Raw genomic sequence first — 25,999 nt, 5'->3', positions numbered from 1 at the left:
AGTCAATTGATTTTACTATTTTCAGATAACTCCAACACTTTTTCTCCCTTTCCATTCTAAATTATTTCATCAGTAAATTGAGTTTTTTTCCTAATTTCTCTTTTGTAGACGAAGAAAGCATAGCATTTAATATTTTAGCTAAACTAGCTCCTATCAATGTCCCCACTGTATTGAGAATAAGGTCATCGACGTCTGTTGATCTTCCAATCGGGAAAATATATTGAAATAGCTCTACAGCAAAGGACAAACACATTCCATAAAAAGTGACTTTAAAAAGGGACGCTTTTTTTCTCAAGCAGAGAAAAAGAAAAAGAAAAAAGCCAAACGGCATAAAAAGCAAAATATTCAATCCTAAGTTGCTTATTGTGACATTTGGATCTGTTGAATACAGAAGCAAATTGTACATCCCTTTTAATGGTTCAACATTAAGCACTCGTGCATCTCCATAATTATAGCCTGTCGGGTACATCGTGATAAATAAAATGGAGATAGTACTTATGCCTAGTGCGCTTTTTAGAAAGAAACGGCTTACCTTAAACGGCTTTTCCCTCTTTTTTTCCAGAAAAGAAAGGGTAAGAACATACAAAATAGACGTCGCAACTAACGGCGGAACAGCTGAACCGAAAATCGTCCAAAGAAATCCAAACATCTTTCTCACCTTTTCTTTTTTGCGTGTTAGCTTTTAAACTCTATCATAACTATTTCCCTCTTCCAATAAAGAACTACGCTTCTGATTAATATGTAATACAAATGTAAAGGTCCAGTAAAATTCCGGTATATTAACTCTCCCTCCCTCGTCTTTCTTCTTTATTCTCTGCGATATTTCTTGCATTCTTTTTTCCTATCCTTGCTGTTTTCTGATAATATAATAGAGGAACTGTACGTAATGAATGTGAGGTAATGGCCATGACGTATTCAATAAAGAAATCGCTTTCTTATCATGAGCAAGTGTACAAATCACTGAAAGAAATGATTTTCAAAGAAGTTTTTCAGCCAGGAGAACGCATTTATGAAACCAAAATTGCTCGTGAATTTGAAATTAGTAGAAGTCCTGTCAGAGAAGCAATCCGAGCTCTTGAACAAGAAGGACTTTTAGTAACAGACGAAAAATCAAGAGTGACAGTCTATGAACCAACGTTAAAAGACGTTGAAGATATTTATGAATGCCGTAAAGCACTTGAATCACTTGCAGCTTCATTAGCAGCTCGTCATGCAAGAGACGAAGATATTAAAAAACTTTCAGAGAACTTGAAGCAGTCAAGAGAAGTAATTAGAAACTTAAAAGATAATCAAAAAGGAAGCGAAGAGATGCTTCATTTAAACACGGAGTTTCATCAAATTATTAGACGTTCTACAAACAACAAGCGCCTACAAAAACAAATTAACGATCTTCAGTCTCTTACTTACTTTTATCGAAAGCTGAACATGGAAGGAGAACAAAGATGTCAGCGCATTGTAAAAGAACATGAAGAGATTTTTGAACTTATTAAAAATCGTGATGAAGAAAAAGCTTTGCTGCTTATGAAAGAGCACATTAATAATGATCTTCAACATCTAAAAATTGTGATTACAAATCATCAATAAAAGAAGGAGCAGCAATGAATATCCAAACTTTTAATGCCGTGTATTCTATTATGGAAGCGGCTTTTCCACCATCAGAACGACGAACTCGAGAAGGACAGCTAGAGCTTCTTAATCATGAACAATATAGCATCAAAACAAAAGAAAATGAAAATGGCGAGATTGTAGCTTTTCTAGCTTCTTGGCAGTTTCCTACCTTTTCATTTATTGAACATATCGCTGTTTCCTCTTCTTGTCGTGGTCAAGGATTAGGCAAACTGCTCATTCATGACCATTTACAGTCAACAAATAGGCCTACAATTCTTGAAGTGGAACCTTGCTGTGACGATATTACAGAGCGCAGAATTCGTTTTTATGAAAAACTCGGCTTTCATAAAAATGTTTTTCCTTACATGCAGCCTCCGCTTCAAAAAGGTGCGGATTTTATTCCGCTTGATATTATGAGCACGCCTAGCCTGCTCAATGATAGCGAGTTTTCTACCATAAAAGAACAACTTTTTAGAGAAGTATACAAATTACAATAAAACGCCAAAAGCTAGCAAGGATATCCTGCTAGCTTTCATGCTTTTCTAATACATTTTCCATATAATCTTTTCCCCATTCATACATCGCATCTAAAATTGGCATCAAACTTTTCCCGTGTTCTGTTAAAGAATATTCTACTTTTGGAGGCACAACAGGATACACTTCACGGTGCACAATAAAGTGTGCTTCAAGCTCTCTAAGCTGGTTCACTAACATGCGCTGCGTAATCCCCGGCATAAGAGCTTTTAATTCACCAAATCGCTTTGTTCCTTCTTTCCCTAAGTGCCATAAAATAAGCATCTTCCACTTTCCACCTATAACAGCTAGCGTTAGTTCCTTTTCACAATTAAATGTTTTTTCTGCAAAATTCGGCAATTTCCTCCACCATTCCTTTTCTCATAGTATACTTTTAGACACTATATGATTTCAAAGTGCGTACTTTCATAAGAATAATATACCTAGTATACTAGCCAACATAGTGTTAGTAAATGTAAAACAGCTGAAGACACTACCACATTCACATTATTTATCAAATTTAAAAGAAAAAGGAGAATCTACACATGAAATTACAATTAGCTTTAGATCTTGTAAATATCCCAGAAGCAATTGAAGTTGTAAAAGAAGTTGAAGAACATATTGATATTGTTGAAATAGGTACACCTGTTGTAATCAATGAAGGATTAAAAGCTGTGAAAGAAATGAAAAATGCGTTTCCAAACTTAACAGTGTTAGCAGACCTTAAAATTATGGATGCAGCAGGCTATGAAGTTTCTCAAGCGTCTGAAGCTGGAGCAGACATTATTACAATTTTAGGCGCCGCAGAAGATCAGTCTATTAAAGGAGCTGTTAAAGAAGCGAAAAAACGTGGAAAACAAATTTTAGCAGATATGATTGCTGTTAAAGATATCGAAACTCGTGCTAAAGAACTTGACGAACTTGGCGTTGATTATATTTGCGTTCATACAGGCTATGACCTACAAGCAGTTGGGAAAAATTCATTTGAAGATCTTGCTACAATTAAAAACGTTGTTAAAAATACAAAAACAGCTGTTGCAGGCGGCATTAAGCTAGAAACACTTCCTGAAGTCATTAAACAAAAGCCAGATCTTGTTATTGTTGGCGGAGGTATTGCAACACAAGACGACAAACATGCTGCTGCAAAAAGCATTAAAGAACTTATTAACAAAGGTTAAATAATGGATACTATTCACTATTTCAATAAAATTGTGAAAGAGCTTGAACACTCTGCTCCACTGATTTCAAGTGATGAAGCTGAAATGCTCTTGCGTCATATCGCAGGAGCAAAAAAAGTTTTTGTTGCAGGTGCTGGCAGATCTGGATTTATAGCCAAATCGTTTGCAATGCGAATGATGCATATGGGGATTGATGCCTATGTTGTTGGTGAAACAGTGACTACTACATTTGAAAAAGACGATCTACTCATTCTTTGTACAGGCTCAGGTGAAACGAAAACATTAACAGCCATTGGGGAAAAAGCAAAAACGGTCGGCGGCACAATCGCATCTGTTACCCTTTCTCCTCTTTCAACGATTGGGAAAATGGCAGACACGACAGTCACATTGCCAGGTGCTCCAAAAGATCAAGATGGAAGTTTTCATGAAACGATCCAGCCAATGGGTTCTCTATTTGAACAAATAATGCTCCTCTTTTTCGATGCATTAATTCTTCGATTTATGCATTATAAAGAACTTGATACAAACAAAATGTATGGAAAACACGCAAATCTTGAATAAAAAAAGAGGCAACTTCAGTTGCCTCTTCTTTAGTTTTTATTAAATTCCATCTTCCAGCTATAATAATCATTATCTGGATTTTTCTCATAACGCAGCATCGCATCAAACTTATTGCCTTTTTTACTTGTTAGTCCTTTAACAGGCGCAATGCCGTTCTTTAAAAGCGCTTTAACCATCGTTTTCGTTGGTTTTTTCTTCATTGAGCCTAGAAATTTATCATTTTTCCAAATTACAAATTTACAACCGCTTTTCCAATTACTGCAGCCAAACCCTTTTTGTCCTTCAATTACTCCGTGTCCACAAACAGGACATTTACCAAGCACTTCGTTTGGTTTCCGCTGTAACGATACTTCATTAATTGTTACATCTTTCTCATTTTTAATCGTTTCAACCGACTTTGTGGTAAAGTCAAAAATCAGCTTCAAGAAATCGTCTTTTGTAAACTGTTTTTTCTCAATATCAAACAGTGATTTTTCAAGTCGTCCTGTAAAGTCTAGATTAAACAAATCTTGAATCGGAAATGTTTCAACAAGCTTGCGACCAAGCTCTGTTGTGACAAGGTTTTTGTTTTGACCTTCAATATAGCCAACGTCTTTTAATTTTTTAATCGTTTCAGCCCGGGTTGCTGGTGTACCAATACTAAAGCCATCTAAAACAGCACTCACGCTTTCTTCATCGTCTCCATCAACGTTTTTCCCCGCTTTATAGGTACGTTTATGGGTTATAACTTACAAAATCACTATAAAACCTTTATATAAGTTGAACTTTGCATAACTGTTTTGCCCATAGAGGATTATATAGGGCAAAACGGTTAGAATTTTTAATATTCAAATTTGCTATACAATTATGCATAATGGTAGTAGACTATAGAGTTAAAAAGAGAAGAAAGGAGCATCACCTATATTATGTCTCTTACAAACTTTAAATTTGTGGTAAAAGAACATGAAATTGAGGAATCTAGGAGGAATGGTGAAAATACAAGTAAACGTGTAGTTAGTATCGGTGTATATGATAAGAAGAACAAAATATCTATTCCCCACCCCATTACAGATTTTATTCGTTATAGATATGAGTATCAAGGTAGCAGCATTAATACGGAAAAAGCACCTGCCTATGTTATATGTCGTTTTCTAAATTACTTACTGAGAAAGATTAATGAGAATGATAATGATTTTACACAACTGATTCAAAGTGGGATAGGAGGCTTAAACTTAAAACATGGAAGTAACTACTTAACTTATCTTACAAATACGGGAGTAAAAAGAAGCACATTGCTTTATTATGAAAACTATCTAAAGGAATTCTATTTATTTTTAGAGGAGAAATCTTTGTTACAACAGCATATCGACTTCAAACAGTACCAAGACGTAAAAGGGAATTGGATTAAGGCATCACCTTTCAGATCAGCAGAGTTAGGAACAAGGTATCCACCTAGAGCACATAATAATAATAAATTTATGAAATTAAAGGACTTTGGAGTAAATAGAAACAAATTAGTTGTGGAATTCTTAGAAGAATCTAGACAGATAGCTCCTGAAATTTCATTTGCATTATGTCTTCAGTTCTTCGGAGGCCTTAGACGTGGAGAAGTTATAAACATAACAAGAAGCGATATGGAGGTTAAACTTAGAAAGTCTATGTCTGTGAAAATTAGAGATAATCGCTCCCTTCTCTTTCCACATCTTAAAGATACAAGTTGTGAAAATCCTAAACGACTAAATCACTTGGAAACTCCTTTGGCTACCCAGATGATAATAAATAGTGACTTATTATGGGACTACTATGATTCTCACATAGATGATTTAAACATAAAGCTTAAAAATGGATATCTCCAGAACCCTTATATCATGTTCTACAATAATAACGGTAACGCAATGTCTGGTAAAGTATTTGAAAAACGGTTCAAAAAAGTTAAGAAATCTTTTTTAAAGAGATTGAGTGATACCCCAGGTCGAGAAGAAGACTATTTCTTCCTAAAGGATTCATATTGGTCTACTCATATCGGTAGAGGTATTTTTACTAATTTCTTGCTGGATATGGGCTTAAGTGTTTTACAAATTGCTATCGCTAGAGGTGATACTAATATTACTTCAGTTTTAGATTATGTAGAGAAAAAAACTACTATACAACGTATTACGGAACTTCAAAATGAGTTATTCAGAGTGGAGACAGCAGAATTAGGCTCTATAGACCAAACTATGTTAAAAAATGCTTGGATAAGAGAGGTTCCAAAGTATGACAGATACTTTCGTTAACTTTAATAAAATATATAAAGACCCTACATACATGCATGTCAAAGCTTCTCCTGGAAAGTTAAAAAGACTGGAAAAACAAGGCCTAATAAAAGTTATTGAAGATAGTGATGGATTTAGGAAAGTTGAACTTAATTCACTTGAAGAATATATAGAAAGAGAAAAACAAATATCTAAAGATTGCCTCTCTATAGGGCAAGCCGCGAGGCTGTTAATTAGCCATAAATACAAATTTAAGGGTGAATTTCGACTAGCAAGTTATAAAAAGCCTATATTAAAACTCATAGATGATAAGATTCTTGATTTTTCAAGTCTTGGAAATGATATTTATATTACAAAGAAATCTTTAGATCAATTTCTTAGGAGCTATATTAGCCACGAAGAAGCCTTAGAAAAACTCAATGCAGGCGATATGACTCTGAGAAAAATTATAAAACGAAATGATATAGCTAAAGTCTATGTATCCTACCATCATATATTCTACTCTAGAAAGTGTTTAGAGTCTCTTATAACTAAGTATAATGAGAAAGTCTTACCAGATGGAACTAACGAGAATGGAACCGTAATTAAAGGTAAAGTTTATAATACGGAAAGATTTTGTCCTACAAGTGAAGCAAGGAAAATACTAAATCTAACTGTAGCACAATGGAAGGAAGTGAGAAAAGAGAATAACTTGACTGATACTATACTAGGTGGGATACGCCATTATGATAGGGATCATATATATACTTTGAGAGAAAAACAACAGAAGCTGAGAAAAGACTACTACACAGCTCATGAAGTCCAACACCTCCTTAACCTTCAACGTCAAAGTGCTCACAGTCAAATTGAAGAGTCAAGAAAAAGAGCACCTACTCTTTTTCGAGGGATAGTCCCACACGAACGCTTATACTATATTTATCCTAAAAAAATTGTAGATGAAGTCGTTTTAGAAAATAATTTAAAAACTATCATTACCTCATTTTCTGACTATATGGATGCTTACACTCATGCACTTAAAGAGTTAGGGATTGACTTATCAACTCAGAATTCCTCTACTTTCAAAGAATGGAGATTATTTATAAATAATCTCTTAGCAACTACTATTGAAAGTTCCGAAACAATTCACTATACAATATTTAAATATGTAAAATGCACAAAATTATTAACCGATTTATTGAAGAGTAAAGAAATATTTGATTTCACCTCAAATGATATTAACTTACACTTATTTAATGAATGTGTTCCATTATCTTATCAGAAAATATTTTTCACCTTTATAAAAATGAATTATAGAAATCTTTTTAATACATCACAAAATAAGCTATTTAGGTTAGAACGGCTTTCAAACCCTCATAAAAAACAAAAACATGAAAAACCTAAATCTATATATTCTTTTAAGGAATATAAAGAACTATTTAAATTTGTTAGTAATTTGTCTTTACACAAAAACAATGCTATTTACTACGTTGAGAAACAAATAGCTAATAACAATGACATGAAACAATCACTTACTCAGAATTCAAATTACGATTCTGCATGGCTGTATGTACTCCTACATCTTAATAATGCTTGGAGGCATAAAGACATCGTGAGACTTCCTAGAATTAATCTAGAGAGACTGTCCGTATCAAATATAAACCTTGCATGGTTAAAACGGAACGACTTAAGTTACGAGGATGCGAGGCATATAATATTACAAATTATGAGTAAGGATTTAAAAACAACAAAAACTAATGCTGCTAATCATTTTTTCTGTTCTAAAGACCTCACAATCCCTGTAGCGACAGCTGTCGTAATTTGTGAACTAAGAACATCTATGATGACCCCGACCTATAAATATTTAATAAATTTCCGAACCAAAAGAAATGAGTTTACTTTACCAATAAGAAAAGTCTTTTTTGAACATTTTGATAAGCATTTTAAATTTGAAAATTTGAAAATGAATCGCTCTTTATTGTCATATACCTATCATCTGCTTGTACAGAAAGGTCATTCTCAAGCTGCATTAGAAGTAGCTCAACGCTTACGTGCTCATTTCAACTTTGAAACTACTAATATTTATATCCACATTCCAGAAGAGGAACTAGACACTCTAACCAGGCAATTATTCCAGAGAGGTAATTTTGGATATATACCAGACCTATTTTCTAATGTAATATTGGGCCATACGAATAATAGACAAAAGAGAACAGAAGAGATAATTGAAATTAAGGAAAAGTTTGGTGGTGTATACAATATTGAGTGTACAGCAGGATTTCTGAATACTATACAAGCTGAGAAAAAAAGTGTTTCTGAAATGATTCTGAGTATGGGGTTAGATGAAGCTATAGAATATATGTTTAAAATTGATGCACAACTTTTACCAAGTAAAGAAGACCATTTTCAATGTCTAGTTGGTCCTGATAATTGTATTAAAGATCATAGGCACTGTAAAAACTGTTCTATGGCTATTCCTAACTTTTACGCCCTTTCCTCTCTTGCCAATAGTTTAACATCTAGGATTCAAAAGATAACAGAATTTCATGAAGAGGGATTAGAGATTGAAAAGAAAAAGATGGCTAACCTTTGTTATCTTGAAATTGATCATTGGAGAAGAGCTATAGAAATATTCGGAAAGGATACCGTATATAGTTTTGTTGAAGGTGGAAGTGAAACTTTACAAGAAAACTTCAAAAGAATTTCACTATCTCAAATATCCAATTCTCAAAGTTAAGGAGCATTATTATGAACATAAAAAATTCTACCTCTCTTAACACTGAACAAATAAACATATTAGCTGATTCCTCTTTTGTATTGAGAGAAAGTGTTGAAGCAGCAAAGTTAAGTTTACAGAATGAAACTTCCTTGTATAGTGGGAATTTTGACGATAACACTTGGGTATTTTATGCTGACAACCTTAATACTGGTTTAAAAAATAAGTTTCAATTTAGTCTGATAGACCAATATATAGAACCAAGGGATTCATTGAATAGCTTTAAAACAATTGTGAAATGTTGGATTTGCGGATTGATTTCTCAATACGCCATAAGTACAGTTACATATTACTATTCTTCTTTAATTAAAGTCTTAAAACTTACTTATGGACTTAGTAAGGATGAAGACCATGTAAACTACTTTATGAATACACTAGCATCAACACAGGAAATATCTAATAAAGAAAAGCAACATATAATTCATGTAATGCTACATTTCTTTGATTACTCAGATATTGAACATGGAGAACTTTATATAAAACCTTTATTAAATCTAAAAAAGAAAATACGGAGGAAAAATAGTATTCGCGCTTTACCTCCTTCAAGAGATATTTTAATCTTTTCCCAATGTATTAATATGTTCTATGAAGAAATTAGATCTCTAAAAAATTCAAAATTGGATGATAACCAAATTTTATCATTTTATCCTATCATAATATGGTGGAACTTAACTACAATTATTCCCTTACGTCCATCAGAGTTCTGTAATATAGAGAGAAATTGTTTGAAAGAGGATAACGGGAAACACTACATTATCCTTCCTAGACATAAATACCCTAAAAAACATCCGAATGTTGTTGATAAAATTCACATTGATACAACTTTACTCGAATTAATTTCTAATTACATTACATATACTGACAAATATGGCGAATCTGAAACATTAATCTCTTATAATTCTATTTTAAAAACTAGCTCTAACAAAATCCGTAGTACAAGGGAAAACCGTAAGATTAATAATAAAGTTTTTCATTTAGGTCAACTTAGTCTATTAATTCAAAACTTCTATAAAGATATTGTATATCAAAAATATGGTTTTAACATATCAAAAGAAAATCAAGTTCTTCCTAATGATTCAAGACATTTAGCTGTATTCTCTTTGATGATGCAAGGAATCTCTCCTATTGAGATTGCTCGTTTAGCCAATCATAGAACACTTTCTATGCAATTAAATTATGCTCAACATACTGAATATTGGATAGACTCTGAAGTATTTGCACTATTACAGAAGTTTAAGTTTTCTCATTCACCGAATTCTAATGAACAAGATAATAATAAAAGCTTTTTATTACAAGATTCTTTTACATTAACTTCATACATTCCTAATGATATTGTCCTTCAGGCCTTCAAGCCACCTACAACACAAGGATTTAAAGAACCTTTAAAAGAAATAGGTTTTTGTTCTGATGACCAACAACGATGTGAAACGGAAGATTGTATATATTGTAGTCATTGGAGAGTAACACCTCAAGAATTAAATCAAAAATCTTCTATTATTAAAGAAAAAGTCTCTAAAAGCAAAAAAAATGTAGAAGAACTTGTTATATTCATTAAAAATCTACATTCTACTATGATTTCCGACGAATTTTCTAAAATGAATCTATCTAACATCAACAGTTTGAAATCAACTTCATATCAAATAAAAGAGACTATAAAAGAAATTACTCATCTTAAGATACTGGGGGAAGCTAAAGATGAACAGAAGAATAGGTCGTAAAGCAAAACTAACTAAGGAACAAATTAACGAGATTATTTATTTATATAAAACTGAAAAAAAAGTAAATGGAGATATTAGTTATAAGGATATATATCTTTATAATAAGGAATTGGTTGAGCAAGGTAGATTTCCTACAAGTATGGGGGAGGACTTCTGGAGAAAGAAGCAGCGATTAGGAAGGATTATGATTGATCAAGCGAACGAGGTCTTCACACATAAACTATCTACTTCTGAATTGTTGAATAATCATATTTTTAATTTTACTGATGTTATTAATAAGTACTATCCCGATAAAGAAAAACTCATATCTGAAATGTTGATGTTTGAGTCTGAACTCTATAAATCTTTCAAACAAAAGAAAGCCCTAGAAGAAAAGCTCATAAAAACAGAAAAAAAAGCCCAAGAATATAAGGACAAAGTATTAGCCACAGAAGAAAGACTAGAATATTGCCAAGACTTGCTTTTTAAATTACTAAGATATAGTTCCAATAAAGAAACACCTATAGTTAATCATCTTACTACTGGAAAAAAACAAACACTTATGGTTAAGTGTGCTCTAGAAAATATGTTCAGCAATCCGATAGACTTTTATAATTGGTTCGAAGAAAAATCAACAAGTTCACAGCTACAATCTGATAACGTTATTCCTATGCGAAAAGAACGTACTTTAGCTGATGAATTTAATGATATTTTCTAAAAAGATTAGGTAATATTAAATAGTGTAAGGGCCTGTATAATAATATAAACAGGCCCCTTTTACTAAAAATACTTTTAAAGATAATTAAATCCACTATAAGCTCTATATAGTGTAATGGATTATAATACTATTTATTAAACTCCATTTTCCAACTAAAGTAATCATTATCTTTGTTCTTTTCATAACGTAAATAGGCGTCAAATTTATTACCCTTTTTACTGGTTAATCCCTTAACCTGTGCGACCCCATTTTTCAACAAACCTTTTACCATCGTTTTTGTAGGCTTCTTCTTCATTGTTGCTAAAAACTTGTCATTCTTCCAAATTACAAATTTACATCCATTCTTCCAGTTGCTACATCCAAACCCTTTTTGTCCTTCAATCACTTCATGTCCACAAATAGGACATTTTCCGAGCACTTCGTTCGGCTTACGCTGTGAGGTTACCTCATTGATAATTACTTCTTTCTCATTTTTAATCATTTCTACAGACCTTGTAGTAAAGTTAAATATCAATTTTAAAAATTCTTCCTTACTAAACTTCCTCTTCTCAATATCAAATAAGGATTTTTCTAATCGGCCTGTAAATTCAAGATTGAACAAATCTTTGATTGGGAAAGTTTCGACTAATCTTCTTCCTAAGTCTGTACACATTAAGTTTTTATTTTGAGTAGAAATGTAACCTACATCTTTTAGTTTTTTAATTGTTTCTGCTCTCGTAGCTGGCGTACCTATACTAAATCCACTTAGGATAGCATCCAAGTCTCCTTGTTCCTCGCTATCACTATCATAATTTTTCCCACATGTCTCCATTACTCTTAATAGAGTTTTTTCTGAATGAGGCTTCGGTGGCTTTGTTACATGGGAGGTAACTTCATTTTTTATTAAATCTACAGCCTCATTAACCTGAACTAGGGGTAAAATAGTATCTTTTGATTGGATTCTCTCTACTTTCTTCCATCCCTCTACAAGTTGGACTTTCCCCTTAGAAATAAATATGCCTTTCAAGGGAGTATTAAGAATTTTTGTTTCTATTCGTGTCTCTTCATACTCAGCAACTGGCATGAATTGCATAATAAACCTATTCTTTATAGCTTGGTAAACATTTTCTTCATCTGCTGACAGCTTTTTAGGTTTAAGATAAGTAGGTATTATAGCACTATGGCTTTCTACTTTTGAATTATCAAATACTCTTTTAGACTTGATAAATTTAATTTCTTCTTTATAGGGTAAGTCTGCAGCCAATGTTTCAAGAACTTTAGCTGTTTTTCCAACAAGACTCTCTTCAAGAGCAATACTGGATGTGCGGGGATAGGTGATAAATTTTTTCTCATATAGTGACTGGGCTACTTTTAGAACCTTGTCAGATGTCCATCCCTTATATTTATTAGTGATGTATCCTTGTAAGTTTGATAAATTGAATAAATAAGGGGGATATTCCTTTTTCTTTTGGACCTGCTTGTTATGAATGACCCCTTGTTTATCTTTTAACAATTGTTGAATCTCTTTCAAAGGCTCCATGCTTTTAAATTTTTCTTCTTTGCCTTCAGTATAGATTCCCTCATATTCTTTCTGATCCTTGGTTTTAAACGTGGCTTTTAATTTATAATAGTTTTCCGGCACAAAATTCTCAATTTCTTTATCACGATCATAAATGATCTTGAGTGTTGGTAAGAGTACTCGACCAATATTTAATGCTTTCCCTTTACCTTTTTGATACTTAAGAGTCGCTACTGATGTTAGATTAATTCCAATAATCCAGTCAGCCCACTGACGGCTCACCCCCGCATCTTGTAAGGGTTTCAACTCCGTATTTAATTTAATATTTTCTAGTCCATTGATAACTTCAGTAGGTGTCCATTCATTCAATAATAGTCTATAAACTGTTTTATCTGTCTTAAGGTTATAAATGATACTATCACCTATCACTTGGCCTTCACGATCATAGTCACAAGCTGAGATAATTCCCTCAACATCCGGTCGTCTCATTAAACTTTGAATAATTTTCAACTGTTTCTTGGCACCTGTATCAGGTTTTTCTCTATCCCGGGGATTACTTTTAACTTTATACTTAAAGACTTGAGGAATGAATGGGAAATTTTCCATTTTCCATGTAGACATCTTGTCGTCATAATCTTTTGCATCATATAACTGAAGTAAATGCCCAAATGCCCATGTCACAATATACCCATTTCCCTCAAAATAACCATCTTGTCGTCCTTTTATTTTTAATGCATCTGCAATATTCTTCGATACAGATGGCTTTTCTGCAATAATTAACTTCATCTAATTAATCACCTTACATTTAAATTTCCCAAAATAAACTGGCTCAGTTTTATTATTTTATCATATAAAAGCTTCTTACAATATAATGGGTAAAAATGGACTCTAGTTGGGGTATTTATATATCTAATTTGTAGTTAAGTATTTTCATAAAATCACTATCTTGTTTATACTCATCATTTAAGAAATACTTCAATTCAGATTTTGTAAGTAGAAACCATTCAGTAGAATTAAATAGTGGATGACGTTGTTGTTTAAATTTACTTTTTATATAGGACTCTAAATTAAGAGCATTTAAACTCTTTATAACCTTTACCTCCTGAAGTACATGTGTAGGAAAATGATTTTTATAACTTTCGTCAGCTTTCATATATCTATTTGCTAAATTTTGTTTCGTCACTCCTACTTTAACTGTATTAACATCACTATTTCCATATATATAAAGTAAATGATACATGCCATAAGTTTTTATCATTTTAAAACTATATTCAATTTCATTAAATGATTTAAGTAATGTATATATTTCACCTGGAAAAACTCGATTAATAATATACTTCTCTAAATTAATATATCTTTGTTTAGCTAATATTTTTATTTCACTGTTAAACCTCTTCAATGAATAATTACTTGGAAGTTTCCTTTTACTTTTTAAAATCTGATACAGGACAGTTACTTCTACAATCTTTTCATTATATTTCTCAAAACGTTTATATAAACTAAGGTATCGTAACTCTCGCAAAAGTTCTTCAAGATAGTTTACATCTCTAACTTCAACAGATTTTGAATTCCATTTGTACCCTTGATAAAAGTTTTCCCATTTTTCAAGGTACACATTAATTCCTTCTAGAATCCTCCTTGCATCTGAATCTAACTTGAAATTATTTCTATAGAAACAGCTCTCGTACTGAGCCAATTGCTCTTTAATTTCATAAATAACTCTTACCCTTCTAACTTTTTGATTCCCCATAACAAGTAATTTCTTAATTAATAAAAGGACCTTCTCTACAATAATTAGTATAGATTTTCTATTCTCATACTTAAAGTCATGTTTACTTGAACTGTAATATTCAACAAGGATTTTGAGACTTAATAACTCTTTAACTTGATTATTAATTCTCTCCAAGTATGAACGCTGTAAATCCCGTAAGTAGTTATTTTGTTCTTGAAGTTTATACACTTCCTGATCAGATTTTTGTTTTTCTATTTCATATATGGATAACTTGTCATTTATGTTTTTATACTCTCCTGTTAATTCATGAACATATTTCTGTACCTTTCTATTTTCTTCCTCCATTCTCATAAGTTTATTTTGAGTATTGATTAATTCACTATCAATTAATTCCTTTTCTTTTTTTTCACTCAAATACATCTCCTGAAAATGTTTAATGGTTTCTTTCATTTTTCTATAAAGGTGCACTATCCTAACCCCCTTCTATTTAAGAATATTTTACAAAAAAATACACTTGTAGACTATAGTCTGTAGAACAAACCTTACTGCTCTTTAAGAATAGTCTTATAGACTTTTAAGGGCGTGGTTTCTTGGATATTGAGCAAGCATTTGGGTTAGTAATAAAGAAATATCGTCTAGAACGTTCTATTAGTCAAGAGAAGTTGGCTTTTGGAGCAAATTTAGATCGTACTTTCATAAGCCTTTTAGAAAGAGGAAAAAGGAAACCAACTATTAATACATTGTTTTCCATTTCAAAAGTATTAGAAATAAAACCATATAAAATAGTGAAAGATGTAGAAGATCTTTTACAGCAAAAATAAAACCACAGCATATTATTAGAGCACAAAGAAGCAGCTATCAAAAGCTGCTCCTTTGTGCTTTTATTGTAAAACAGTTTATTCCAATGAACATACGTCTCCCCTAACATATCTTATAACCACTTCAAATGATTATAAATTTATATGAATCCCTCCTACATGACTGTTTACTACTATAATATCATGCAGAAGCTTTCACCAAATTTATGGAGAACCATTTTAGCATCGTTGATAACAAAAACGCCCTCTAATAATGGAGAGCGCTTTTGTATTACCTTAAATCTACATCATTTTCCTGATTTCTTTAAATATACTAATTCTAAATCTGTTTAATTAAATGACTAATCTTTGTTTATTACTTTTAAAATATGCAGTCTCTAAATTGGAAATGAAAAAAAGCAATACATTTTATCATTAAAAATTTGTTACTTTCCAAATGGTTCCTGTAGTCATAGAGCAAATAAACATATTTTTACCGTCTGGACTAAACCTTACACACGTAGGCATACTTAGACCCTTTACAACTGGAGGATCGAATCGGTAATCCCTTTTATCACTTGGGTCTATAGCCATAACTGTCCCTTTAAGTGGTTGAGTCACATATATCAAGCCATCTTTTCTGTTCATTATCATACCACCAGAGAAATCTAACCCCCATGCAAACAAATGACCTTTATCTATAAGGTCAAAATAGTTTCCACCTTCTTTTGGAACCTTGATGATTTGTCCTAGGACTGAACAACTTAAATATAATCCTTCTGACCTTGAAAATCCATTACTTGGGTAACCAAAATCTATATCAGTTGGAATAGCTATCGTCCATGAACCACACTTGGTCGACCCGATTACGTTTTGCATATCAATATACGGTGACAAACCTTCAAGTCCAGGTAAAGGAGTAACAGGAATTCCTGTTACAATCGGTTGAGTTTCACTAACTACTTCTCTAGCACCAGTAATTTCAGATAGTTCTAGATTAGATAATTCTTTTTGCTCCGTAGCGTAAATCTTCCCATTTAAAGTTGACAAACTATATGGCTCACTAAGATTTAAATATGGTGGTTTTTCTGCAGCATTTCCACCATAAGTAATGTCAGTTACTCTATTCCCCCATGCTTCAGCTACTAGAATACGACCATTTGGCAATGGAAGGATGCTTGATGGTCCCTGTAATCCGTACGCCAATGGTTTTACATCTTTTAAATCTCCACCATGTGTTATATCTTTTACTTCTCCAGCAGTATGTTCAGAGACTAAAAGCCTGCCATCCTGGGTCCATTCCATATGAGTTGGTGTGCGAAGATTGAAGGCGTGAACTTCAACTTTAACTTTTTTAGGTGTAGAAGTGTTATTTCTTATATAATCGTTTGTTTTTTTTAATCCTTTATCAGGAGAATGATATGATTTATAAATATGCGGATTATTATAATACACATTTCTTTGAGGGTACATATATGGATTAAACATTTTTTTCCCCTTTCATTTTAGTAGATAAAGTTACTATTAAAACCTTAATGGTACAAGGCATTTCCCCCTAAGGCAAGGTAACAGAAGTGTGAAGCTGTAGTCCCTGTAAACCCTCCCATTATTCGTCCAAATTCTAATAAGATTGGTATTGGTAATCCTGGAAATAAAATATTGATTAATTGAATACCTGCGATTTGCCCAATTAAGAATCCTAAAAACGCATATGCTATCTCACCTAAAACACTTGGATGTATTCTTAAACTTGCTTTTTCCAATACATTACTTGCAATACTAGTTAAAGAAATGGCTGTAGGGGAGGCACTTTGTGAAATCAGCGTTTTTGATATATTAGATATTTGAGTTGCAGCATCCGGTCTTTCCGTTTTAATAATGTCAATTACATGGTTTAGAGCAGCCTGTTCATTAATATTAATTGAACCATATTGGGTTAGCTGTGGTAGTAAACTTGTTTGGGCAAAATCAAAAGGGGATAGATTTGATGTTTGATACTGGTGAAATAATTGAGAAACAATTTGATTAGAAAGTTCACCGATTCTCCCTAACTTATTTGGGTCAATACCAATTGTAAAAGTATCCGTTGGATTTTGTCTTACATGATAATTAGATTGATAGTAAGAAGATGGGTTATAAAAAGGTGTGTTCATTATTTACCTCCTGAAATATGAGCTCAAATTATATTTTATAATTATGTCTTGAACTTCTTTGGGTTCCCGGTGGAGAAGCCTATTTTCATGAAAAAGAAAACCCTAGGCTAGGCCTAGGGTCCTAAAAAGCTTTTAGCATGGTATAAAAAGCTCTTCCGGGGTGCTAAAGTATTTGCGAATATTAGCATATGGAGGAGTTTTTATGTCAAAAGACAATAACAGTTTAGAACACACCACATAGAATTGTAAGTAACACATTGTACTTAAAACCAAAATAGAAGACAAATAATCTATGAGAAAATTGAAGAGAATATTAGACAAATACTTAGCACTCTACTTTCAAGAAAAGGTCTGGAAATTATTAAGCACCAGCATGTAAACCAGAAGTATTAAATCTGGTAAATTTAAAGCAACACTAGTACGAATTACAAAGAGTGGTTAAAATAGACTATGCCATGCCTTGTATGGAATAAGTGATACTTAGTAAAGAAAACAAGTGATGCGATAATCTCTAGAGAAGAAACGAAGCAAAGACAAATTAAATAAAGTAGCATTATTGCTGTTTCCTAGTATAAACTTTCACATTTTAGGAATCCATTTATAGTAGATGGAAAATAAAACTTAGAATAAAGATTAGTATCCTTTAATACATTTTGGGCAATAACCACAATGAACTGAGTTCATGCAACTCACATACCGGAGATTCGTCATTCTAAGGCTATCCCTAATGCTTTTTGCGCGTATATTTCTGAGTGGCATTAATATTCTAAAATCAGGTATACATCTCCTCATTATTTGTTCTACAGCTTTATGATCAAAACATATATCATCACTATTGAAGCACATAACAATACCTTTCATACCATGACTTGCAGCAATAATACTGGCATTTAGTGCCATTTCTGTATCATACAGCGCGTGTATTTGATTGGTTTCCCCATCTCTAACAGGAATTGTTTGTAAGTCAGGACGCTCAATTCTAATAAATCTATCGAGCCAATTTGCAGTTGTAACAGCTGTCTGAGTCCTATCCCTATTAAGTCCCTCATAATGTATTAGATGCCGTGCTGTAGGTTCCTGTGCTATAAAATATGTTGAGTCAGCGCCACCGGAATAAAGAGTTAAATATCTACTATAATCCTGTTTTACACTCTCTTGTGACTGTTCATTTCTTCTTTCCCCCATGGTTAACCTCCTTTTAGCTGTTCTTTTACAAAATTTATTAGGAAGGAAATTAATTTATTCCTGATTAATATCCTATTTTATTCTTTTTATGTAAAAATTGATAATTTTATCTTGATATATTACTTTCTGATGAAGGTAATGTAGAGAAAACTTAGATAAAATTGAATTAGCAGGAATATTTCAATTAAACAACTTTGGGTTAATTTTTAATAATTTCTGGAGTTAGTATAGTTTCATGGACACCATTTAATTAAGTCCTTACAATTATTTTTGAGAGGATGTTTCCGAATTGAAATTTAAACCTACAGGCAAAAAGTATGAGGAAAACAAAGACCTGCTTATAAACACACTTTTTACAATATCAAAGCTTCTGGAGATAAAACCAAGATACATAATTGGAGATATAGAGGAACTTATAGACCAAAAATAAGCAAGCTTATATTTAAAAATTATAAGCTTGCTTATTTGAATAAATTTCGAAATCTTTACTCTCTTTACTCTATATTTAAAATACAATATGCTCCACCTTTTCAGGTAAAAGAAAAGGACTTTTAAAGTTATACACTTGTATATTGTGTTTCTTATATTCATTTTTTTTAATAAATAATTTTAGAAATTCAAAATCATGAGTAGAGAAAATCAATTGTTTCTTAATAGACCCTAATACATCACATATCGAAAATTGGTTTACATCATCCATATTCTGTATAGGGTCATCTATTGCCATAAAATCTAACTCGTGTATTTTTTGTGAGTCATTCATAGCTAAGAAAATTGAAATAGCAAGTACATTTAATTGCCCGGAACTCAGTATATTTTTAGGACTAGTAATATCACTTTCATTTTCGTTTTCATCAAAGATCACTTTAACAAACAGATCACTATTTTCTCCCTCAAATTTCACTGTACTCCTAGTAGGAAGAGGGTTCAAATACCTAAAGTATTTCTGTATAGGCGAACTATAACTATTAAGGTAATCCTTTGCATTTGTTCCAAAGTCACCAAACATAGTATCTATATATTTTGATAAATTTTCTATAATCTTTAATAGATTCTTTGCTTTGAGATCTAAACTTTTTTCTTCTCCTCTAATATTTATTATCTGTTCTTCAATATAACTATTTTGCTTAATTACGCTATATATACTTTGTATCTCTGAGATATTCTTTAAGGTATCTTCTATCCCTTTTAATTTTTGATTTATTATCCCTTTTATCTGATCAAGGGCATAATGATTATCCAATTTTAAATTCTTTATTTTCTTGAGAAAATTTCGTTTATTACTTTGTGATTGATTCACAGGACTCTCATTAACTTCACTTTTTAAGTTTAGGATACGATTGTGAATACGTTGCTCAGCTCTTGTAAGATTTCTAAGACGCTTAGTAATATCTTGTTCAGAGAGGATTGAACCTTGCTTTTTAAATACTTCCTTTCCATTAGTAAGCTTTTCTAACTTAAATAATAATTTAATTATGCGATTTAATTTACCTATCTCCACCGTATTCAGAGAAATCCGTTCATCTATCAAATGAGTATCTTCTTTCATTAGCTCAGCATCAAACAGACTATCTTCCTCTAATCTTTTTAGATTCGATTGAGATACTTCTAATAAATTATCGATGTTATTCAACTCATCATTAATTTCTCTAATCTTGCCTTCTATATTTTTCAAACTACTAGAAACCTTATTTTTAATTAGTAACAATTTTTCAACATAACGGGAAGTGTGAGTTATATTTTTTCTGTACTCTTCCAAATTCCCTTCAACTATTGGTAGTAAACCTTCTGATTTAACTGATGAACATACTGGACATGTCTCATTATGATTAGTATGTTGTAAGTACTTATGTATCTCCTTAATATTGTTCACAAGATTGATAACGGCCCCATTTTCGGATTCAACTAACCTATCGTTTATTCTCTTCAACAGTCTAATTCGATTACTACGCATTCTAGAAAAATAATTCAGTTTATTTTCTTGCCCTTTTCTTCTCTTAGGAAGAGAAATAATTGAAGTTCTATGCTTACGATAAGCTTCAGAATTTAACAATACGTATCTGTACCTTAAGTTTAATTCCTCTCTTTTTTCAATGTCAGTTTTAAAAAAAAGAATATCTGTAGAAGGGAGTTTGTAGGTTTCTAATTCCTGGTTCATCTCTTGAATTTCTATAGATTTCTTCTTATTGTTTATATAATCAAGTTTTTCCTGATTCAATTGCTTGACTAGGTTATCTATTCTATCTTTTAAAGATATATAAGAGTTTATTTTAAGATTTAAGTTCTCTCGTTTTTTCTCTACGAAATTGATACTGTGTTCTACTTCGCCAATATTATTAAAATCACTCTCTAAACTTTCAATCAGTTCTAATAAATCTTTATACTCTTTTTTATTAACTGCAGCTCTATCCCTTAGCTCATCAAGCTTATGTCCACTCTCTAGAATATTTTCACTAGGATTAAGCTTCAATAAGTCTAACTTATTATTTAATTTATACATGTCTACTTCTTGCTTAGTTTCTTCTTTACTCTTAATAGAGCTGCGCTTCTTCTCCAGTTCTTCTTCCAGGCTTCTATGACTAGACTTTAGACTTACATGAACTTTCTTCATGTTATCAGACAAATTCAACAAGGGTTTAAACCCCATTATACTTGCTATAGAACGAAAAGTTTCTCCAGGATCTTGACTAGTAATAAAATCTGTCACCTGATCTTGAGAAAGAATATAAGTTTGCTTCATCAATTTCCCAAATATATTTTTAGAAGAGCCTTGTTTTTTACTGAAAGTTCCACTTAAATATTCTTCCACCCTGTCCTTACCACTAATACTTTTCCCCTGATAATTCTTAAGTGTGTTATTCTCTTTATCGGTTATTCTGACTAATACATTTCCGTATGCTCCGTCATTAACACTGAACTTCCTAATTAATTTAGTACCATTAAACTCTATACAGACACTACATTCTATAGTTTCTCTCTCATTATTCGTTAACGTATATCGATTCACTATATCTTTCTTTAAGCGTTCACTTTCTCCTTCATCACTGAACCGACTTACTGTACCAGATATACACCACTCAAGTGCATCAAAAAACGAGCTTTTTCCAAAACCATTATCTCCATAAAAAATTGTAATATCTCTGGAAAAATCAAACTCATGTGTTCCTAAATAATTTCTAAAATTATTTATAGTTACCTTTTCTATTCTCATTTTAATCAATCATCCCGTCCATTACTTTATTCACTATTTCTCTTACCTTTTCATTAGAAAGTCTTTGCTCTACTCCATTATCATCCTCAATCATTTTTCTAATATTTAAAGCATCAGAGTTATCTTCCACTTCTGATGAAGTAATATCAAAATCATTTCCTTCTAACCCTTTATCAAAGATAGGTATCCTATTAAAATCCCTAATGTCCTTAATGATATATTTTCTTAATCCCTTTGTATCTTTCTCAATCATATACGTGAAGTCTTTAGACACGCTTTCTGAAATACAAACCAAAAGATAAGAATTCCAAACATTGTAATCTAAATAAAATAAGGATTGCCTGATGTTTATGGATTCTTCTCTTATAATTTTTTCATCAGGTTTCGTATAATGCTTAACTAATATATTAAATTGTTTGTTTTTATATAAGGTACATCCTAATTTATCTATATCCTTAACTTGATCTATTACTTCATAACCTAAACTTTCTAATTCATTATGTGTTTTATTAAAAATATTCATCTATACCTCACCCAATTCTTCCCAAAATCCAATTAATTCTTCAATGCATTGCTTAAAATCTTCTGCCGTTAGATACTCTTGCCAATCGTTTTCAATTACTTTGCCAGGTACTATTATTGACGGCAAAGAAACTTTGTTTATATCAGAGGAATTATCCTCTAACCCTTCTATATCATCAATTTGTATTCCAGTTTTCAATTCTCTATGAACTGATTTCTTAAAGGTCCGATCAGTATAATTTTGCAATATTATCTTCAGCTGTTTATCTAAGAAGAAAAGATGCTCCCTTTCATCAGCATTCTCCATAATTAGATTTATCTTTTGTACAGCCTGAACTAAGTTATGATGTTTTTCTGTATTAAAAATAGACAACAATTTTTTACCTTTATATCTATTAGATTCTTTAGTTATGAGATGGGCGTTTTCGCAAAACTCCAATGTTTCCTCATGAACAATATTCAAGAAGATTATCATTGTTATAAGCTTCTGCAACGTTTCCTCTCTAATACGAGAAGAAGTTTTAAAGTAAGCTTGCGTTTTAATCGTACCATCCACATATCTATTAAATAATTCCCTTATATTACCTTTTTCATTCAACCACTTCAACATATATTCTTTATACGAATAAACTTTATCCTCAATTTCTTGATAAAGATTAAAACCCTTTATTTCATCTAAATATGCATCTAATACATTTGATAGAACTTTTCTATTATCATGTTCCACACTAAATTCTTCAATATTCCTTAAACACTCTTCTCTAATCTCATATAAAATATCGTCTAGTTCTTCTTTTGTAACTTTCAGATATCGGACATCCCCGTTTACATTACAGCGTGAACAGAGCATTCCTATTAATCGATATAGATCGTTAATACCTAAGGTAATATTTTCAGTTTTAAAATCTTTAAATACCCTTTTGCTTAACTCTATTCTAAGGTTATTTATAAACTTATTAACATCCTGCATATAATCCCCTGTTCTAATGTAAAACCTAGACAGTAGATTTGATAAAGATTCTCCACACAAATCTTCGTATTTAATTTCTTCTAAATCAGAGGAATGGGTATTTCCCTTAAGGGCCCTTAGCAACGAATCATTTACACTGACCTTTTTGTTATATAATTCATTACCAGTATAAGCATCAAAGTTATAATTATCAGTTTTAACTACATGGTAACTGGTATATAACTGGAATTGAGTTTTATATTCCTCATCAGTTCTAAAAAATTGAGCTTTTGAAATTAGCTTATCTACCCAAGAATCTTTCACTCTAACTTTTTTTGTTTGCTTTTTGTTCTTAGAATTTTCATCTTCCTTAGTTTTAGGCGCGTCTTTCTTAGAACCTTGGTATAAATCAGAAACCTTACTAGGTGTCTGAGAATTTTTATTACTTGTTTTAACTTGAACAAATCTTACTAATTTCTCCTTCTCATTTCCCACTACGATATCATCATGTAGTTCAAATGCCACGAAATCCCATTTACCATCTAACATTTCAATGAAGTATTCTATAGTGACAAGGAACTGATAATAAAATCCCGAGACTGCCGTAAGCCCTCCTATTTCTTCTGGCTCCAAGGATAATAGATACTCCATAATCTCCGTATCTTTTCTAGCAACTATATTTTCTTTTAGAAACTCTTCCTTCTCTTCGCTCTTAGGATATTCACAACTAAAACAATTTAATATACTATTATTATCCAAAAATCTTCACCTATTTTTCTGTATTTATAAGAAAATGTGTCTAATAACTATTTTTAATATCTTAGTAAATTTTCAGTATATATATATCTATATACCTACTTCTTCCATTATAAAGATATTCTAGTATAAAACACTATAAAATTATTTATTTTTAAATGGAATACTCACAAATTAATATTCTTAACTTATCCATCAATATGAATCCACCTTTAGTGGATTGAATATTCTGAAATTTAAATATAGATGATGAATTAATTTTTAGGAATTCATTAAAACTCTATATATTAAAGAGGCAAAGATGGGTAAAATATTTATAAGTACTTATAGTACTACTTTAATCAATTTTGCCCATTAAAAACAGTACCTATAACCAGCTGTTTCCATAAGACGTAAAAGCGTTTTTTCTGTATGCTGCTTTGGAGGCTTTGTCGTATGAGTTGTGACTTCATGTGCAACTAACTCAACAGCTTCTCCTTTCTGAACAAGAGGAAGCATCGTGTCTTTAGACTGAATGCGTTCAACTTTCTTCCACCCTTCAACAAGCTGAACTTTTCCTTTTGAAACAAAAAGACCTTTTAAATCCACGTCTTTCACTTTTGTTTCAATTCTTGTTTCTTCATACTCTGCAAGAGGCATAAACTGCATAATAAATCTGTTTTTCACTGCCTCATAAACTTTTTCTTCATCACCTGTTAACTTTTTCGGTTTTACATATGTCGGAATGATTGCGCTATGACTTTCTACTTTTGCATTATTGAAAACGCGTTTTGATTTTACAAACTTTACTTCGTCTTTATACGGAAGATCTGCTGCTAGTGTTTCAAGCACTTTTGCTGTTTTCCCAACAAGGCTTTCTTCAAGAGCAATACTTGACGTCCTTGGATACGTAATAAACTTTTTTTCGTATAGAGACTGCGCAACTTTTAATACTTTATCAGATGTCCACCCTTTGAATTTACTTGTGATATAACCTTGTAAATTAGAAAGATTGAATAAGAATGGTGGATACTCTTTTTTCTTTTGAACATCTTTCTTATGAACAAGTCCCTTTTTATTCTCAAGCTTTCTCTCAATTTCTTCTAATGCTTCTTTGCTTTTAAACTTCTCTTCTTTTCCTTCAAAATAGGTTCCATCATACTTCTCGCCTTTTTCAGTTCCGAACGTTGCTTGAAGTTTATAGTAGTTTTCAGGAACAAAATTTTCAATTTCTTTATCTCTATCGTAAATAATTTTCAAAGTTGGTAAAAGAACGCGTCCAATATTAAGCGCTTTTCCTTTTCCTTTTTGATATTTAAGTGTTGCAACAGACGTTAAATTAATTCCGATTGCCCAGTCTGCCCATTGTCTGCTTACCCCTGCGTCTTGAAGTGGCTTTAACTCTTCATTTCGCTTTACATTATCTAGTCCATTTAGAACTTCAGCAGGTGTCCACTCATTTAAAAGAAGACGATAAACAGGCTTTGTTGGCTTTAAGTTATAAATGATACTATCTCCAATGACTTGGCCTTCACGATCATAATCACATGCTGAAATGATGGCTTCAACGTCTTGTCTTCTCATTAAACTTTTAATAATCTTCAGCTGTTTATTTGCTCCACTATCCGGCTTATCCCGGTCCTTTGGACTGCTTTTCACTTTATACTTAAAAACGTCTGGAATGAACGGAAAGTTATCCATCTTCCATGTTGCCATTTTATCATCGTAATCTTTTGCATCATAAAGTTGAAGCAAATGACCGAATGCCCATGTGACAATATAGCCATTTCCTTCAAAATAGCCGTCCCCACGTCCTTTTATTTTAAGTGCGTCTGCAATGTTTTTGGAGACAGACGGCTTCTCTGCTAATATTAATTTCATTTGAATAATCACCTTACATTTTATTTTTCCTATTTCATTACTTGCTAATTGCAAATGATGAGTGAGATGCGTTGT

Annotated in this window: 20 protein-coding genes and 2 pseudogenes; 10 read left to right on the top strand and 12 right to left on the bottom strand. The window is 31.9% G+C overall.

From position 1 onward, the window contains the following. Window positions 1–61: 61 nt before the first annotated feature. Window positions 62–649 carry a VanZ family protein gene (locus tag ACK3CR_RS13045; RefSeq protein ID WP_328123521.1) on the bottom strand — a complete coding sequence of 196 codons (588 nt, stop codon included), beginning with the start codon at window positions 647–649 and terminating at the stop codon, window positions 62–64. A 257-nt stretch (window positions 650–906) separates the two neighbouring features. On the opposite strand from ACK3CR_RS13045, the gene ACK3CR_RS13040 reads away from it, so the two are divergent. Both ACK3CR_RS13040 and ACK3CR_RS13035 read left to right on the top strand, forming a co-directional pair. Continuing rightward, the gene (locus ACK3CR_RS13040) at window positions 907–1,584 is read left to right on the top strand and encodes a GntR family transcriptional regulator (protein ID WP_113754544.1); all 678 of its coding nucleotides are present in this window, start codon (window positions 907–909) and stop codon (window positions 1,582–1,584) included. Between the two features lie 14 nt (window positions 1,585–1,598). After that, on the top strand, window positions 1,599–2,105 hold the full coding sequence (locus ACK3CR_RS13035; protein ID WP_488975546.1) for a GNAT family N-acetyltransferase: 507 nt from the start codon (window positions 1,599–1,601) through the stop codon (window positions 2,103–2,105). Between the two features lie 28 nt (window positions 2,106–2,133). Here ACK3CR_RS13035 and ACK3CR_RS13030 read toward each other — a convergent pair whose 3' ends face one another. Then, window positions 2,134–2,481 (bottom strand): winged helix-turn-helix transcriptional regulator, encoded by a 348-nt coding sequence (locus ACK3CR_RS13030; RefSeq protein ID WP_019393162.1) that lies wholly within the window; start codon window positions 2,479–2,481, stop codon window positions 2,134–2,136. A 185-nt stretch (window positions 2,482–2,666) separates the two neighbouring features. Between ACK3CR_RS13030 and hxlA the strand changes: the two genes are divergently transcribed. Then, window positions 2,667–3,299, top strand: a complete 633-nt coding sequence (gene hxlA, locus ACK3CR_RS13025) for a 3-hexulose-6-phosphate synthase (protein ID WP_243513478.1) — start codon at window positions 2,667–2,669, stop codon at window positions 3,297–3,299. Window positions 3,300–3,302: 3 nt separating this feature from the next. Continuing rightward, a complete protein-coding gene (hxlB, locus tag ACK3CR_RS13020; RefSeq protein ID WP_243513483.1) occupies window positions 3,303–3,860 on the top strand; it encodes a 6-phospho-3-hexuloisomerase in 558 nt (185 codons plus the stop codon). 29 nt (window positions 3,861–3,889) lie between these two features. On the opposite strand, the pseudogene ACK3CR_RS13015 reads toward hxlB, so the two are convergent. Next, window positions 3,890–4,558, bottom strand: a pseudogene (locus tag ACK3CR_RS13015) (DNA topoisomerase); the annotation flags it as partial. 207 nt (window positions 4,559–4,765) lie between these two features. Between ACK3CR_RS13015 and ACK3CR_RS13010 the strand changes: the two are divergent. Genes ACK3CR_RS13010 through ACK3CR_RS12995 form a run of 4 tightly spaced genes read left to right on the top strand, consistent with a single transcriptional unit; the run spans window position 4,766 to window position 11,261 of the window. Beyond that, window positions 4,766–6,115 (top strand): site-specific integrase, encoded by a 1,350-nt coding sequence (locus tag ACK3CR_RS13010; protein ID WP_488975545.1) that lies wholly within the window; start codon window positions 4,766–4,768, stop codon window positions 6,113–6,115. Then, complete coding sequence (locus ACK3CR_RS13005) at window positions 6,096–8,807, top strand: hypothetical protein (protein WP_488975544.1); 2,712 nt, start codon at window positions 6,096–6,098, stop codon at window positions 8,805–8,807. Before ACK3CR_RS13010 ends, ACK3CR_RS13005 begins: the two co-directional genes overlap by 20 nt. 11 nt (window positions 8,808–8,818) lie before the next feature. Next, complete coding sequence (locus ACK3CR_RS13000; RefSeq protein WP_488975543.1) at window positions 8,819–10,564, top strand: site-specific integrase; 1,746 nt, start codon at window positions 8,819–8,821, stop codon at window positions 10,562–10,564. After that, window positions 10,542–11,261 carry a hypothetical protein gene (locus tag ACK3CR_RS12995; protein WP_488975541.1) on the top strand — a complete coding sequence of 240 codons (720 nt, stop codon included), beginning with the start codon at window positions 10,542–10,544 and terminating at the stop codon, window positions 11,259–11,261. The genes ACK3CR_RS13000 and ACK3CR_RS12995 overlap by 23 nt, the downstream gene beginning before the upstream one ends. A 127-nt stretch (window positions 11,262–11,388) precedes the next feature. Here ACK3CR_RS12995 and ACK3CR_RS12990 read toward each other — a convergent pair whose 3' ends face one another. Together ACK3CR_RS12990 and ACK3CR_RS12985 are read right to left on the bottom strand one after the other, a co-directional pair. Further along, window positions 11,389–13,545 (bottom strand): type IA DNA topoisomerase, encoded by a 2,157-nt coding sequence (locus ACK3CR_RS12990; RefSeq protein ID WP_488975540.1) that lies wholly within the window; start codon window positions 13,543–13,545, stop codon window positions 11,389–11,391. 115 nt (window positions 13,546–13,660) lie between these two features. Next, a complete protein-coding gene (locus ACK3CR_RS12985) occupies window positions 13,661–14,959 on the bottom strand; it encodes a GIY-YIG nuclease family protein (protein WP_488975539.1) in 1,299 nt (432 codons plus the stop codon). 122 nt (window positions 14,960–15,081) lie between these two features. On the opposite strand from ACK3CR_RS12985, the gene ACK3CR_RS12980 reads away from it, so the two are divergent. Continuing rightward, a complete protein-coding gene (locus ACK3CR_RS12980; protein WP_488975538.1) occupies window positions 15,082–15,312 on the top strand; it encodes a helix-turn-helix domain-containing protein in 231 nt (76 codons plus the stop codon). Window positions 15,313–15,723: 411 nt separating this feature from the next. Here ACK3CR_RS12980 and ACK3CR_RS12975 read toward each other — a convergent pair whose 3' ends face one another. From ACK3CR_RS12975 to ACK3CR_RS12965, 3 genes are all read right to left on the bottom strand, one after another. Beyond that, window positions 15,724–16,776, bottom strand: coding sequence for a YncE family protein (locus ACK3CR_RS12975; protein ID WP_488975537.1), 1,053 nt, complete (start codon window positions 16,774–16,776; stop codon window positions 15,724–15,726). Between the two features lie 44 nt (window positions 16,777–16,820). Next, complete coding sequence (locus ACK3CR_RS12970; RefSeq protein WP_488975535.1) at window positions 16,821–17,441, bottom strand: hypothetical protein; 621 nt, start codon at window positions 17,439–17,441, stop codon at window positions 16,821–16,823. A 633-nt stretch (window positions 17,442–18,074) separates the two neighbouring features. Continuing rightward, window positions 18,075–18,626: an adenine nucleotide alpha hydrolase family protein gene (locus ACK3CR_RS12965; protein ID WP_488975534.1), complete on the bottom strand. Its 552-nt coding sequence runs from the start codon at window positions 18,624–18,626 to the stop codon at window positions 18,075–18,077. Between the two features lie 289 nt (window positions 18,627–18,915). Between ACK3CR_RS12965 and ACK3CR_RS12960 the strand changes: the two genes are divergently transcribed. After that, window positions 18,916–19,056, top strand: coding sequence for a hypothetical protein (locus ACK3CR_RS12960; protein ID WP_488975533.1), 141 nt, complete (start codon window positions 18,916–18,918; stop codon window positions 19,054–19,056). A 75-nt stretch (window positions 19,057–19,131) separates the two neighbouring features. Here the strand turns inward: ACK3CR_RS12960 and ACK3CR_RS12955 are convergent, their stop codons facing one another. From ACK3CR_RS12955 to ACK3CR_RS12940, 4 genes and pseudogenes are all read right to left on the bottom strand, one after another. Next, the gene (locus tag ACK3CR_RS12955) at window positions 19,132–21,837 is read right to left on the bottom strand and encodes an AAA family ATPase (RefSeq protein WP_488975532.1); all 2,706 of its coding nucleotides are present in this window, start codon (window positions 21,835–21,837) and stop codon (window positions 19,132–19,134) included. 1 nt (window position 21,838) lies between these two features. Continuing rightward, window positions 21,839–22,360: an ABC-three component system middle component 1 gene (locus ACK3CR_RS12950; protein ID WP_488975531.1), complete on the bottom strand. Its 522-nt coding sequence runs from the start codon at window positions 22,358–22,360 to the stop codon at window positions 21,839–21,841. Further along, window positions 22,361–24,067 carry a dsDNA nuclease domain-containing protein gene (locus ACK3CR_RS12945; RefSeq protein WP_488975530.1) on the bottom strand — a complete coding sequence of 569 codons (1,707 nt, stop codon included), beginning with the start codon at window positions 24,065–24,067 and terminating at the stop codon, window positions 22,361–22,363. Between the two features lie 360 nt (window positions 24,068–24,427). Further along, a pseudogene (locus tag ACK3CR_RS12940) lies at window positions 24,428–25,924 on the bottom strand (DNA topoisomerase); the annotation flags it as partial. Window positions 25,925–25,999: the final 75 nt, after the last annotated feature.

The organism is Priestia sp. TRM10 (assembly GCF_057808375.1).
Note: the sequence above shows the minus strand (reverse complement) of the source record. Positions and strands in the feature narration are given on the sequence as shown.

Coding starts and splice junctions, on each gene's coding strand:
- hxlA (WP_243513478.1), top strand. CDS start 2,667: ATGAAATTACAATTAGCTTTAGATCTTGTAAATATCCCAGAAGCAATT.
- ACK3CR_RS13005 (WP_488975544.1), top strand. CDS start 6,096: ATGACAGATACTTTCGTTAACTTTAATAAAATATATAAAGACCCTACA.
- ACK3CR_RS12955 (WP_488975532.1), bottom strand. CDS start 21,837: ATGAGAATAGAAAAGGTAACTATAAATAATTTTAGAAATTATTTAGGA.
- ACK3CR_RS12970 (WP_488975535.1), bottom strand. CDS start 17,441: ATGAACACACCTTTTTATAACCCATCTTCTTACTATCAATCTAATTAT.
- ACK3CR_RS13040 (WP_113754544.1), top strand. CDS start 907: ATGACGTATTCAATAAAGAAATCGCTTTCTTATCATGAGCAAGTGTAC.
- ACK3CR_RS12965 (WP_488975534.1), bottom strand. CDS start 18,626: ATGGGGGAAAGAAGAAATGAACAGTCACAAGAGAGTGTAAAACAGGAT.
- ACK3CR_RS12975 (WP_488975537.1), bottom strand. CDS start 16,776: ATGTTTAATCCATATATGTACCCTCAAAGAAATGTGTATTATAATAAT.
- hxlB (WP_243513483.1), top strand. CDS start 3,303: ATGGATACTATTCACTATTTCAATAAAATTGTGAAAGAGCTTGAACAC.
- ACK3CR_RS13010 (WP_488975545.1), top strand. CDS start 4,766: ATGTCTCTTACAAACTTTAAATTTGTGGTAAAAGAACATGAAATTGAG.
- ACK3CR_RS13000 (WP_488975543.1), top strand. CDS start 8,819: ATGAACATAAAAAATTCTACCTCTCTTAACACTGAACAAATAAACATA.
- ACK3CR_RS12950 (WP_488975531.1), bottom strand. CDS start 22,360: ATGAATATTTTTAATAAAACACATAATGAATTAGAAAGTTTAGGTTAT.
- ACK3CR_RS12995 (WP_488975541.1), top strand. CDS start 10,542: ATGAACAGAAGAATAGGTCGTAAAGCAAAACTAACTAAGGAACAAATT.
- ACK3CR_RS13045 (WP_328123521.1), bottom strand. CDS start 649: ATGTTTGGATTTCTTTGGACGATTTTCGGTTCAGCTGTTCCGCCGTTA.
- ACK3CR_RS13035 (WP_488975546.1), top strand. CDS start 1,599: ATGAATATCCAAACTTTTAATGCCGTGTATTCTATTATGGAAGCGGCT.
- ACK3CR_RS12990 (WP_488975540.1), bottom strand. CDS start 13,545: ATGAAGTTAATTATTGCAGAAAAGCCATCTGTATCGAAGAATATTGCA.